The organism is Sphingomonas sp. (assembly GCF_024508665.1).
Lineage (GTDB): Bacteria > Pseudomonadota > Alphaproteobacteria > Sphingomonadales > Sphingomonadaceae > Sphingomonas.
In genome coordinates this window covers 788,013-800,221 of sequence record NZ_JANINP010000006.1, presented here as the reverse complement: position 1 = coordinate 800,221, position 12,209 = coordinate 788,013, and the positions used below count along the sequence as shown (strand labels likewise).

The following is a 12,209-nucleotide window of genomic DNA, read 5'->3' as shown; positions in this document are numbered from 1 at the left end:
GAGAAAGCATGAACGCCAAACTTAGCTTCGGTGCGATCGCCCTCATCGCGGCCCTGGGAGCCTGCTCGCAAAAGTCGCAGGACACGACGACCAACGCGGTGACCGATATCGGGTCCGACATCAGCAACACCACCAGCAACGCGGTCGATACCGCGACGAGTGCCACCAGCAACGCGCTCGACGCGGCCGGCAACGCCCTCAACCCGACGCCCACCGGCCAGGAATTCGCTGACAAGGCCGCCAAGAGCGACGCGTTCGAAATTGCGGCAGCCAAGCTCGCCAAGACCAACGCCGAATCGGCCGACGTCAAGAAATTCGCCGCGACGATGATCGAGGCGCACACCGGGTCGACCGCCAAGATCAAAGCGGCCGCCGCCAAGGCCACGCCGGCGATCAAGCCCGACCCGACGTTGACCAGCGACCTGCAGTCCAAACTCGACGATCTCGGCAAGCTCAAGGGCGCCGATTTCGACAAGGCCTATATCGACGGCCAGGTCTCGGCGCACGAGGACGCACTGTCGCTGATGAAAAGTTATGCCGACAAGGGCGACACGCCCAGCCTGAAGACCGCCGCGGGCGAGATCGCGCCGAAGGTGCAGGAGCATCTCGACATGGCGAAGAAGTTGAAGAAGTAGCCCTTTAAAGCCCCTCCCCCTTGGGGGAGGGGTTGGGGTGGGGCAGTTCCAAGCGATGCGCTCTGCGAGGCATCCCCCACCCCTACCCCTCCCCTGAAGGGGAGGGGCTCGTGTTGCCTAACTGCTCGTCCGCTCGACCAAAGGCGCAAACCGCGCGACTTGCCGGCCGATCAGGCACAATTGCTCGACCACCGCCGGATCGGTCGCGCCGCCCTGGTCGTCGAATTGCGTAACCTGCGTATTGATCGCAGCGGCGAACGGCGTGGGCCAACCACGCAGCGCGTGGACGATCGACCGCAAGGCGGCGATCGTCGACCCGGTCGCTTGCCAGCCATAGGCCGTGGCGATCAGCCCCACGGGCATGTCGGCAAGATAGGGCCGCTCGTCCTTGGCCGTTTCCTCGAGCAGATCGAGGGCATTCTTGACCACGCCCGACAGGCTGCCGTGATAGCCGGGGCTGGCGATGATCACGCCCGAGGCCTTGCGCACGGCGTCGACGAATTCGCGCTCCTGCGAGGTCCGCGAGGTCGCGCGCGGGTCGTAGAGCGGTAGCCGCGCCATATCCTCGCCACCGAACAATCTTGTGGCAAATCCCTCGCGCTCGACGGCATCGAGCGCGATCCGGAGCGCGCGTTCGGTCGACGAAACCGCGCCGATCGTTCCCCCGATTCCGACGATCAACGGTTTGTCCGGCATCCCAGCTCCTTTGCCACTAGACTCTGTTTCAGCCGAGCTGAAACGGTTGCGGTGCCGGCCCACTCCCCCACCCGGCCGCCCAACAAGGTATTCTATGGGCGGCCGGGTGGGGGAGTGGGCCGGCACCGATTCAGCGAAGCTGATAACGACTCTACTGCCCCGCGATAGCCTCCCTGCGCGCGATCTGCTACAGCGGCATTGCACGGTCTGTGTTATTTGAGTAATACGCCTGTTGGCCCGGTGGGCCGTGTGGAAGCAGTGGATGCGCGACGACCCCTTTGACGGCAACCGACGACCCGACCCCCGCTGGGGCGCGCATTCGGCCTATCCCGACGATTATCTGAGCCAGGCGGCGACCGCGGTTCCTCCACCCGATTCGCCGGGCGGTACGGGCCAGCCGGAGCCCGGTTACACCAGCAACCTACCTGTCGTCCGCAAGAAGCGCCGCTGGGGCCGGATCATCGTGCGGGCGATGGCCGCATGCGTGGTGCTGTTCGTGATCCTGGTCGGCTGGCTGGCGATAACCGCGCCGCTCTCCAAGTCGCTGCAGCCGCCGACCCCGCCCTCCGTGACCTTGCTCGCTGCCGACGGTACGCCGATCGCGCGGCGTGGCGCCACGGTCGACAAGCCGGTCGACGCGTCGAAATTGCCCAAATACGTCCCCCAGGCCTTTATCGCGATCGAGGATCGCCGCTTCTATTCGCATTGGGGCGTGGATCCCTGGGGCATCATGCGTGCAATGGCGCACAATGTGATGGCGGGCGGCGTGCGGGAGGGCGGCAGCACGATCACCCAGCAGTTGGCCAAGAACGCTTTTCTCGATTCCGACCGCACCGCCGGGCGCAAATTGCGCGAGGCGCTGATCGCCTTCTGGCTCGAGGCATGGCTGTCGAAGAACGACATTTTGTCGCGCTATCTCTCGAACGTCTATTTCGGCGACAACGTCTATGGCCTGCGCGCCGCCTCGCTCCATTACTTCAATGTCGAGCCCGAGCATCTGAGCGTCAGCCAGGCGGCGATGCTGGCGGGGCTGGTCAAGGCGCCGTCCAAACTCGCGCCGACCGGCAACCTGCGGGGCGCGCAGGATCGCGAAAAGGTCGTGCTCGGCGCGATGATCGCGGCCGGATTCCTGACCAAGGATCAGGCCGATGTACGGCTGGCGTCGCTGCGCGTACGGCCGGTCGCCGAACTGCCCGACGGCACCTATTTCGCCGACTGGGTATTGCCCGAGGCGCGCGATACGCAGGGCGACCTCAGTCAGGAAACCAAGGTCGTCACCACGCTCGAACCGCGGCTGCAGAAGGCCGCCGAACGGGCTGTCCGGCGCGCCGGCCTGCGCCAGGCGCAGGTCGCGATCGTCGCGATGCGCCCCGACGGCCGCGTCGTGGCGATGGTCGGCGGCAAGGACTACAAGACCAGCCCGTTCAACCGCGCGACGCAAGCTCGCCGCCAACCGGGATCGACCTTCAAGCTGTTCGTCTATCTCGCGGCGATGCGCGCGGGAATGACGCCCGACGATATGGTCGAGGACGAACCCATCACGATCGCAGGATGGAGCCCCAAGAACAGCGATGGCCGATACGAAGGGCAGATCACACTCCGCCGTGCCTTTCAGAAATCGAGCAACGTCGCCGCCGCGCGGCTGATCCAGAAGGTCGGCGTCGACAATGTCATCAAGGCGGCGCGCGATCTCGGCATCTCTACCCCGATCCCGCACGAAGCCTCGATCGCGCTCGGCACCTCGACCGTATCGCTGCTCGAACTGACCAGCGCGTTCGCTGCAATTGCCGGCGACGGCTATCCGGTCAGCGCGCGCGGCATCGAGGCGACCGAAGGCAAGCCCTGGTATTCGAACATCGTCGGCGGCCCGCGCTCGCTCGGCGGTAATGTCCGCGACGAGATGCTCGACCTGTTGTCGTCCTCGACTGACGGCGGCACGGGGCGCCAGGCGGCCCTGTCGGTGCCGACCTATGGCAAGACCGGGACGACGCAGGACAATCGCGACGCCTTGTTCGTCGGCTTCGCCAAGGATCTGGTCGTCGGCGTGTGGGTCGGGAATGACGACAACACGCCCAATGCCGGCCTGTCGGGCGGCGGCATCCCGGCCCGCGTCTGGAAAGACTTCATGCAGAACGCGCTGGGCATCGCCCCGCCGCCGCCACCGGCCGTCCCGGAGGCGGTCGACGACAATGCGACCGATGGCGACGAAGACGGCACGACGATCGACCCGGGCACCGGACCGCTGCCGGTCGAAGGCAATATTTCGGGGCTGGGCGTCAACCTGCAGGTCAAGCGCGACGGCACCTTGCGCCTGTCGCCCGCGCCGGACCCGGGCGATCGCCCACCGCGCCCGCCGAACCCGGATGATGGACGCTAGGCTTCAGCGTAGCCGTCACCCCGGCCTTGTGCCGGGGTCCAACCCTCCACAACGGAAACCAGCCGTTGTTGCACGTTGGATGCCGGGACAAGCCCGGCATGACGAATAGCAGAGATATTCCCTCTTCCCTCCCGCTGCCGCATCGCGGATGGAGCGTGCCATGCGCTTCTTCTCCGACAATGCCGCCCCGGCCTGCCCCGCGGTGATCGATGCGATCGCCGCCGCCAATGTCCTAGATACCGCCTATGACGGCGACCGCTGGTCGCAACAGCTCAACGGTCGCTTCTCCGACCTGTTCGGAACGCAAGTCGAAGTGCTGTGGACGCCATCGGGCACGTCCGCCAATTGCCTGGCGCTCGCCGCACTCTGCCAGCCGCACGGCGCGGTGATCTGCCACCGCGAGGCGCATATCAACAATGACGAAGCCGGTGCGCCGGGCTTTTACCTCCATGGGGCAAAATTGCTGCTCGCCGAAGGACCGGGCGCGAAGATGACGCCGGAAGCGGTGAAAGACGTGCTCGCCGGGATCCGCAACGACGTGCACCAGGTTCAGGCGCACGCTCTGTCGATCACCAACGCGACCGAATATGGTCTGACCTACACGCCGGACGAGGTCGCCGCGCTGGGCGACATCGCCAAGGCGCGCGGGCTCGGCTTCCACATGGACGGCGCGCGCTTCGCCAATGCGGTAGTCCATTCGGGCGCCGACCTGGCCGATCTGACCTGGCGCGCCGGGGTCGATGCGCTCAGCTTCGGCTTCATCAAGAATGGCGGGATGACCGCCGAGGCTTTGGTCTTCTTCAAGCCCGAGCTTGCCGCGGCGAGCCAGTATCGCCGCAAGCGCGCCGGGCTGCTCGTGTCGAAGGGGCGGTATCTGGCAGCACAGATCCTGGCCATGCTCGACAATGACGTGTGGCTCGACAATGCGCGCGCGGCCAATGCCGGGGCGGCGCTGCTGGCGCGCGCGGCGGGCGATCGGCTGGTTTATCCGGTCGAAGCGAATGAGGTGTTCCTGCGCGTGACCCGCGAAGAAGCAACAGGCCTGCGCGCCCTGGGTTTCGACTTTTACGACTGGGCGCCGGGCGAAGTGCGGCTGGTCACCTGCTGGAACCAGGCCGAGGACGCGATCCGCCCGCTGGCGGACGCGATCGCGGCGTTGCCGTAACGGCGGGTCATAGACTCACCTTGTCACCGCACAAGCAAAAGCCGGGTTGTTGCACGCGCGCACGGGAGTAGAGGCGAATCGTGCTGCAGCCGCCCGAAACCAAACCCCGTTCGACCACGCTCGGCGTGTTGGTGCCGTTCGGCATCGTCACCCTGATCTGGGGATCGACCTGGTTGGTGATCCGCGATCAATTGGGCGTGGTGCCGCCGAGCTGGTCGGTGACCTATCGCTTTCTGGTCGCGGGTATCTGCATGGCCGGCTGGGCGCTGTGGAAGCGCGAGAGCTGGCGGCTCGGCGCGCGCGGCTATGGCTTCGCGGCGCTGCTCGGGCTGCTGCAATTCTCCGGCAATTTCAATTTCGTCTATCGCGCCGAGCAGCACGTCACCTCGGGTTTGGTGTCGGTGGTGTTCGCGATGCTGCTGATCCCCAACGCACTGTTCGGGCGCGTCTTCCTCGGTCAGAAGCTCGGCCGACAGCTGATGATCGGATCGGCCATCGCGATGGCTGGCGTCGTCCTGCTGTTCGTGCGCGAGGCGCGAGTCGATCCGCACGGACCAGGCCAGGTGCTGGCGGGTATCGGCTTCACTCTGTGCGCGATTCTCTGCGCGTCGACCGCCAACGTGATGCAGGCGACACCAACCGCGGCGCGCTATCCGATGGGCACGACGGTGGCGGTGGCGATGCTCGTCGGCGCGGCGATCGACGCCATCTTCGCGTACGCTACGACCGGTGCCCCGGTGATCGAGCATCGCGCGGTCTATCTGCTCGGCATCCTCTATCTCGGCGTCTTCGCCTCGGCGCTCGCTTTCCCGCTCTATTTCGGAGTGATCCGCACGATCGGGCCGGCCAAGGCGGCCTATTCCAGCGTCATCGTGCCCGTCATCGCAATGATGCTGTCGACCCTGTTCGAAGGCTATCGCTGGTCGGGACTCGCGATCGGCGGCGCGGCTTTGGCCGCATTCGGGCTAGTCGTTGCCCTCCGGGCCAGAAGGCCCAATCGTTAAACCAGAGCGCGCAGGCCCAACCGATAATCGGCATAGACCGGCCGCCAGCCCAGCACGCGTTTCGCTTTCTGGTTGGACACGCGCCGGTTCTCGGCATGAAAGGCGCGCGCCTCTGGGGTGAGCGCGTCGAGCGGGACGATCGGCGGCGGATCGACGCCGAGCAACTCTGCGGCGAACTCGATCACCGCGTCCTGACTCGCCGGCATGTCGTCGGCGAGGTTGTAGGCACCGGACGGCGCATCCAGCCCGGCGATCACGCCGGCCGCGAGATCATCGACATGCACGCGGCTGAACACTTGCCCCGCAATTCCGGTGCGATGCGCCCGTCCGCTGCGCACACGATCGAGCGGCGAGCGTCCGGGGCCGTAAATGCCCGGCAGACGGAAGACTCGCGCGCCGAGCGACAGCCAGTCGGCATCCGCGCGATTGCGGGCCTGTCGCCGCCCGAGAATCGGCGCGCTTTCATCCACCCATGCCCCACCGGCGTCGCCATAGACGCCCGTCGAGGAGAGGTAGCCGAGCCACTTGCCTCCATCCGCCAGCGCCGCGCCGTAGCGTGCGAGGACGGGATCGACCTCGTCCGGCGGCACCGAGGACAGGATGTGCGTCGCGCGGTCGATCGCCGCGATCACGCCCTCCCGATCGTCGAAATCGAGATTGCCCGCGCTGCCGGTGGCGGCCATCTCCCATCCGTCGAGCCGGTCCGCGACGACGCTCGCCGAATAGCCCAGGCCGAAGATCAGAAGGTTAGTTCGCGCCATAGCCCCCGAAATACGTCCCAAAATAATCGCCCTTGTTCCAGCGCGGCCGCTCGTCGTTATCGGCGATCTCGCGTGCGATGGCGTAATTGACCGCGACGAAGCGGACACCCTGCGCCCAGTCGAGCGGCTGCGAGATTTCGTCCGACGGCTGGTGATAATGGTTCGCCATGAAGTCGGCCCAGGCCGCCTTGCCGGCCCCCTTCTCGCCTGGCCACAGGAAGACCGACGGAATGCCTTTTTGCACGAAGCGGAAATGGTCGGAGCGGACGAAAATGCCTTCCTCCGGCATCGGGTCGGGAGACATCGACACGCCGACGGATGCCACGGCCCGTTCGACGATCGGCCCGAGCGTCGAGCGCTGCGCGCCGAACACCACCATGTCCTCGAACGGATAGGTGATCAGCGGCATGTCGAGATTGACGTCGGCGACGATCGATTTGAGCGGCACGGTCGGATTGTTGGCGAAATAGTCGGAGCCGACCAATCCCTTCTCCTCGGCGGTCACCGCCAGGAACATGACGGTGCGGCGCGGCGGCTTGCCCGAGGCGGCGAAGCGCTTGGCTTCCTCGATCAGGCTGGCGACGCCAATCGCATTGTCCTCTGCGCCGTTATTGATTGTGTCGCCGGTCTTGTCGGGCTTGCCGACGCCGATATGGTCGAGATGCGCCGACAGGATGACGACCTCGTCCTTCAATTTGGGGTCGCCGCCGGGGATCATGCCGATCACGTTCGACGACGGCATCGGCCGCGTTTCGGTGTTGATTGCGACCGACAAGACGCCCTTCAGCGGGACCGGCGCAAAGACGGCCTTGTCGCTGTCCGCCGCTCTGCGCACCTGGTCCCATGAGATGCCGGCACCGGCGAACATTTTCGCCGCGGTCGCCATCGACAGCGTCCCGAGGATCGGGGCACTGTCGGAGCTCGCGCGGTCACCCACCCGCGCCCAGGTGACGCGCTCGCGCTGCCATTGGCTCACTGTCGCGGCGAACGGCGCCGCACCGCGCCCGCTTCTCGGGCTTTCGATCTGGATGACGCCGATCGCGCCGTGCTCCGCGGCAATGCGCGCCTTGGTCGGAGCGCTGGAGAAGAACGCGCGCTCCTCGCCGTCATAATCGGCCGGCGCGCTGCCGATATAGGCGACGATCTTCCCGCGGACGTCGACGCCGCGATAATCGTCCCGCTTGTAATCCGGCGCGACGATGCCGTAGCCGACGAAGACGATCGGCGCGCTGAGGCTGGTTTCCGGCTTGGCGGGATTGGGCGAGGGTACGAAATCCTCGCCGAAGACCAGCGTCTGCGGCTGCCCGCCGGTCGGCGTCCAGACGAAATTACCTTTGTCGGCGAGCTTGTAGCCGATCAGTGGTACCTTCTGCAGATAGCCGCCATCGTCCCCGCCCGGACGAAGTCCGGCGGCGTAGAATTGAGCGGCGACATATTGCGCGGCGATGTCGAATTCGTGGCTGCCCGCCTCGCGCCCGCGCATCGCGTCCGAAGCCAGGAACATGACATGGGCCTTCATCGCCGCCTGATCGGCGGGGAGCGGCGCATTGACCCGTTGGTTGATCGACGCGACGCTTTCCTTCGCCGGAGCAGCGGCGGCCGGAGGAGCCTTTTCGGTCTGGGCGATCGCTGTCCCGGCGGCGAGCATCAACGCGACTGCGCCGATCAGTCTCAACATGGCTTTCCTCTTGGCTGTATCTGCCGTGGCGCGTAGCACGCTTGTAAAGGTTGGCAATCGCGTATTGTGCGAGTGATACAGCCATAACGAAGAACCGCACGGAAACCCTATGATCGACGCCCAGTCCGCCCTCGCCAATCCGCCCGTCACGCGCCGGGAGGATTATCAGGCGCCCGACTGGCTGGTCCCGGACATCGCGCTGGATTTCGATCTCGATCCGGCGACGACGCGGGTCAAGGCGGCGCTCGACGTGACGCGCAACGGCGATCACGAGCGGCCGCTGCGCCTTGATGGCGACGGACAGACGCCGCTGTCGGTGCGGGTCGACGGCAATCCGCATAACGACTGGCGCATGGACGGGACAGACCTGGTCATCGACCTTCCCGGCGGCAAGCACCGCGTCGAGACCGAGGTCGAGATCCATCCCGATCGCAACACCCAGTTGATGGGGCTTTATGCATCGGGCGGAAACCTGTGCACCCAATGCGAGGCAGAGGGCTTTCGCCGCATCACCTTCTTCCCCGACCGGCCCGACGTACTGGCGCGCTATTCGGTCAAGATGGCGGCAGACAAAAAGCGCTTTCCGATCCTGCTCGCCAATGGCGATCCGATCGCCTCCGGCGACCTGTATGACGGCCGTCACTGGGCCGAATGGCGCGACCCTTTTCCCAAGCCGAGCTACCTGTTCGCGATGGTGGCGGGCAATCTCGCGGCCAATCGCGCGACTTTCACCACCATGTCGGGCCGTGAGGTCGACCTGGCCATCTGGGTCCGCGAACGCGACCTGGCCAAGACCGAGCATGCGCTCCAGGCGCTGCAACTGGCGATGGCCTGGGACGAGAAAGTCTATGGCCGCGAATACGATCTCGACGTGTTCAACATCGTCGCAGTCGACGATTTCAACTTCGGGGCGATGGAGAATAAGGGGCTGAACATCTTCAACAGCCGCTACATCCTCGCCGATCCCGACACCGCGACCGATTACGATTACGATGCAATCGCCGCGGTCGTCGCGCACGAATATTTCCACAATTGGTCGGGCAACCGCGTCACCTGCCGCGACTGGTTCCAGCTGAGCCTGAAGGAAGGCTTCACCGTCTTTCGCGACCAGAGCTTCTCGGCCGACCAAGGGTCGTCGGCGGTCAAGCGGATCGAGGACGTGCGCTCACTGCGCGCCAGCCAGTTCCCCGAGGATAACGGGCCGCTGGCGCATCCGGTCCGCCCGGAAAGCTATATCGAGATCTCCAATTTCTACACCGCGACGATCTACAACAAGGGCGCGGAGCTGATCCGGATGATGGCGACGATCCTGGGCAAGGATCGCTTCCGCCGCGCTACCGACCTGTATTTCGAGCGTTTCGACGGGACGGCGGCGACCTGCGAGGATTTCGTCCGCTGCATGGAAGAAGGCGGTGAGATCGACCTGACCCAGTTCCGCTTATGGTATTCGCAGGCAGGGACGCCGCGCGTCTCCGCCGCGCTCGACCACGACGCGGCGTCGAGCCGCGCCATACTGCGCCTCGCCCAGAGCACCCCGCCGACGCCGGGGCAAACCGCTAAGGAGCCGATGGTCCTGCCGCTCAAGCTCAAGCTGTTCGGCGGTACGTCCGGCACGGCTCTGGGGGAGGAACAACTCTATCTGCTCGACCAACCGTCCAGCGAGATCGTCTTCGAAGGCGTTGCGGAAACACCGGTCCTGTCGATCAATCGCGGCTTCTCGGCCCCGGTGATCGTCGAAAGCGACCGATCGCCCGCCGATCTCGCCTTCCTGTCGGCGCATGATGACGATCCGTTCGCCCGTTACGAAGCGATGCAGCAATTGATGCTCGACACGCTGGTTACCGCGACCCAACTCGGTCGCGCCGATCATGGTCCGGTGATCGAAGCGGTACGCCGCACGCTGGAGAACCCTGTGCTCGATCATGCGTTCGTAGCCGAGGCGGTGCTGCTGCCTTCGGACAGCTTCATTGGCGACCAGCTCGACCGGGTCGATCCCGAGGCAGTGTTCCGCGCGCGCGAAGCCCTGCGGCGAGACCTCGGCAAGAGCCTCGCGCCCTTGTGGCGCCAGGCCTATGCCGACACGTCGAACGAAGCGCCGTTCGTCTATTCGCCGACGGCCAAGGCCGACCGGCGGATGCGCACCGTCGCGCTCGGCTATATCGCCGCCTCCGGCGCCGAAGATGCCGCCGATCTGGCGTTCGCCCAGTTCGAGAAGGCGGACAACATGACCGATCGCCAAGGCGCGCTGACCACGCTGGCCAACGGCATGTCGGACAAGCGCATCGCCGCGCTCGACATCTTCTACAACCGCTATTCGACAGACGCGCTGGTGCTCGACAAATGGTTCCAGACTCAGGCGCTGTCGTCGCGCGACGATACGCCGGCGATCGTCGAGGAACTGGCGCGGCATCCCGATTTCACGCTGGCCAATCCCAATCGCGCGCGATCGCTGGTCGGAGCATTCAGCGTCAACCAGCGCGCGTTCCACGCCGCGGGTGGCGCGGGTTATCGCTTCCTGGCCGACAATCTGATCGCGCTCGACCGCCTCAACCCGCAGACGGCCGCCAAACTGCTGCCGCCGCTCGGCCGCTGGCGCCGGTTCGACGAGACGCGGGCGGCGCTGATGAAGGCCGAACTCGAGCGCATCCTGGCGACGCCGGGTCTGTCGAAGGACCTGTTCGAGCAGGCATCCAAGAGTTTGGAAGGATAGGGACACCTCCCGGCGGCTGAGGCGTTTCCCGGGCATGGCGAATTCGCAAGCCCAGGCGCGCAAGACTCACGAGAAGATCAAGCAGTCTGCTGCCACGCTCGAGGTAAGCGCGCTCGAGCAGACAGACAGCGCCGACCGCCGCACCGAACTTGCGGCCGATCGGACCATTCTTGCCGCCGAGCGGACTTATGCGGCCTGGGTGCGAACGGGGTTAGCGGCGCTGGCCTCGGGGATCGGCGCGCGGGCACTGCTCGACAAGGTCGTCGCGGACTGGCTGACCCGTTCGACCGGCGCGATGCTGATCCTGTTCGCGGGCTTCTGCTTCGTCGCGGCGGTGTGGCGCGAGGTCGCGCCGAGCGTCCAGCCGCCCAAGCCTCGCGCCCGGCGGCTACCCGCGCCGCTGTTGATCGGCATCAACGGCTTCCTCGTCATCGTGGCGGCGGCGGCGTTTGTCGGCGTGATCGCCAGCCCCTGAGATCGAGCCCTACAGAATTGCCCGCATCGCCAGGGCGTTGAGCGTTGCCGCGCCTGTCATCGTGTTGTCGAACATGATCCAGCTGTCGACGCCGGCCTTACGCGCGCCAGCGGCACGACGCACGATCGCCGCCGCGTCGTAACTCGACCGATACATTTGCGGTGATCCGTGCAGCCGCGTGTACCGCAATCCCGGCCAACCGCCCGGCTCTCCGGCCCCCGTCGCCGGCGGCGGATCGGCCGCGACGCGGGCGACCCGATAGCTGACCAGGAAGGCGTCCGCGTCGGGCGTGAACCAGCTCCGGTGGCGCGGCTCGAAGACCAGCTCGCTCGCCGTTCGGGCGCGCAGCAGTGTGAAGAAATCGGAAGCGACCGCGCGATCGAAGGCAAGGCTCGGCGGGAGCTGGATCAGGATCGGGCCGCGTTTCGTACCCAAGCCGCCGCTCTCTTCGAGGAAACGATCCAGCAGCGCGTCGGCGGCGAGCAGGCGCGCCTCGTGCGTGATCGTCTTGGGCATCTTCACCGCGAAGGCGAAATCGTCGGGCACAGTCGCCGCCCAGCGCTCATAAGTTGCGCGGCGATGCGGGCGGTGGAAGCTCGAATTGATCTCCACCGCGTTCAGCACGGCGGCATAACGTTCGAGTTGGCTGCCGGCGTCGGGAAACGCGTCAGCCGCGAGGCGCGGGATCGACCAGCCGGCAGTGCCGAT

10 protein-coding genes are annotated in these 12,209 nt (G+C 66.0%); 6 read left to right on the top strand and 4 right to left on the bottom strand.

The genetic code is table 11. The features are described 5' to 3' along the window. Positions 1-8: 8 nt before the first annotated feature. The gene (locus Q0L25_RS12595) at positions 9-635 is read left to right on the top strand and encodes a DUF4142 domain-containing protein (protein ID WP_296614739.1); all 627 of its coding nucleotides are present in this window, start codon (positions 9-11) and stop codon (positions 633-635) included. Positions 636-752: 117 nt separating this feature from the next. Here the strand turns inward: Q0L25_RS12595 and Q0L25_RS12590 are convergent, their stop codons facing one another. After that, complete coding sequence (locus Q0L25_RS12590; RefSeq protein ID WP_296614737.1) at positions 753-1,331, bottom strand: NADPH-dependent FMN reductase; 579 nt, start codon at positions 1,329-1,331, stop codon at positions 753-755. Between the two features lie 262 nt (positions 1,332-1,593). Between Q0L25_RS12590 and Q0L25_RS12585 the strand changes: the two genes are divergently transcribed. The 3 genes from Q0L25_RS12585 (at position 1,594) to Q0L25_RS12575 (ending at position 5,877) form a co-directional block, all read left to right on the top strand. After that, on the top strand, positions 1,594-3,708 hold the full coding sequence (locus Q0L25_RS12585; protein WP_296614734.1) for a transglycosylase domain-containing protein: 2,115 nt from the start codon (positions 1,594-1,596) through the stop codon (positions 3,706-3,708). A 160-nt stretch (positions 3,709-3,868) separates the two neighbouring features. Further along, complete coding sequence (locus Q0L25_RS12580) at positions 3,869-4,873, top strand: low specificity L-threonine aldolase (protein ID WP_296614733.1); 1,005 nt, start codon at positions 3,869-3,871, stop codon at positions 4,871-4,873. Between the two features lie 83 nt (positions 4,874-4,956). Then, entirely contained in the window at positions 4,957-5,877 is a 921-nt protein-coding gene (locus Q0L25_RS12575; protein ID WP_296615699.1) for an EamA family transporter, read from the top strand. Here the strand turns inward: Q0L25_RS12575 and Q0L25_RS12570 are convergent. Beyond that, a complete protein-coding gene (locus tag Q0L25_RS12570; protein WP_296614731.1) occupies positions 5,874-6,638 on the bottom strand; it encodes an SDR family NAD(P)-dependent oxidoreductase in 765 nt (254 codons plus the stop codon). The two genes, Q0L25_RS12575 and Q0L25_RS12570, sit on opposite strands and share 4 nt — an antisense overlap. Then, the gene (locus tag Q0L25_RS12565) at positions 6,625-8,316 is read right to left on the bottom strand and encodes a M28 family metallopeptidase (protein WP_296614729.1); all 1,692 of its coding nucleotides are present in this window, start codon (positions 8,314-8,316) and stop codon (positions 6,625-6,627) included. Before Q0L25_RS12565 ends, Q0L25_RS12570 begins: the two co-directional genes overlap by 14 nt. A 109-nt stretch (positions 8,317-8,425) precedes the next feature. On the opposite strand from Q0L25_RS12565, the gene pepN reads away from it, so the two are divergent. Both pepN and Q0L25_RS12555 read left to right on the top strand, forming a co-directional pair. After that, entirely contained in the window at positions 8,426-11,026 is a 2,601-nt protein-coding gene (pepN, locus tag Q0L25_RS12560; protein ID WP_296614727.1) for an aminopeptidase N, read from the top strand. A gap of 34 nt (positions 11,027-11,060) precedes the next feature. Continuing rightward, on the top strand, positions 11,061-11,501 hold the full coding sequence (locus Q0L25_RS12555) for a DUF202 domain-containing protein (protein WP_296614725.1): 441 nt from the start codon (positions 11,061-11,063) through the stop codon (positions 11,499-11,501). A gap of 9 nt (positions 11,502-11,510) precedes the next feature. Here Q0L25_RS12555 and Q0L25_RS12550 read toward each other — a convergent pair whose 3' ends face one another. Beyond that, the gene (locus Q0L25_RS12550; RefSeq protein ID WP_296615697.1) at positions 11,511-12,188 is read right to left on the bottom strand and encodes a DUF72 domain-containing protein; all 678 of its coding nucleotides are present in this window, start codon (positions 12,186-12,188) and stop codon (positions 11,511-11,513) included. Positions 12,189-12,209 lie beyond the last annotated feature (21 nt).

Excerpts from the sequence above, each read along its gene's own strand:
- Q0L25_RS12580 (WP_296614733.1), top strand. The coding sequence starts at position 3,869 with ATGCGCTTCTTCTCCGACAATGCCGCCCCGGCCTGCCCCGCGGTGATC.
- pepN (WP_296614727.1), top strand. The coding sequence starts at position 8,426 with ATGATCGACGCCCAGTCCGCCCTCGCCAATCCGCCCGTCACGCGCCGG.
- Q0L25_RS12570 (WP_296614731.1), bottom strand. The coding sequence starts at position 6,638 with ATGGCGCGAACTAACCTTCTGATCTTCGGCCTGGGCTATTCGGCGAGC.
- Q0L25_RS12590 (WP_296614737.1), bottom strand. The coding sequence starts at position 1,331 with ATGCCGGACAAACCGTTGATCGTCGGAATCGGGGGAACGATCGGCGCG.
- Q0L25_RS12585 (WP_296614734.1), top strand. The coding sequence starts at position 1,594 with ATGCGCGACGACCCCTTTGACGGCAACCGACGACCCGACCCCCGCTGG.
- Q0L25_RS12555 (WP_296614725.1), top strand. The coding sequence starts at position 11,061 with ATGGCGAATTCGCAAGCCCAGGCGCGCAAGACTCACGAGAAGATCAAG.
- Q0L25_RS12565 (WP_296614729.1), bottom strand. The coding sequence starts at position 8,316 with ATGTTGAGACTGATCGGCGCAGTCGCGTTGATGCTCGCCGCCGGGACA.
- Q0L25_RS12595 (WP_296614739.1), top strand. The coding sequence starts at position 9 with ATGAACGCCAAACTTAGCTTCGGTGCGATCGCCCTCATCGCGGCCCTG.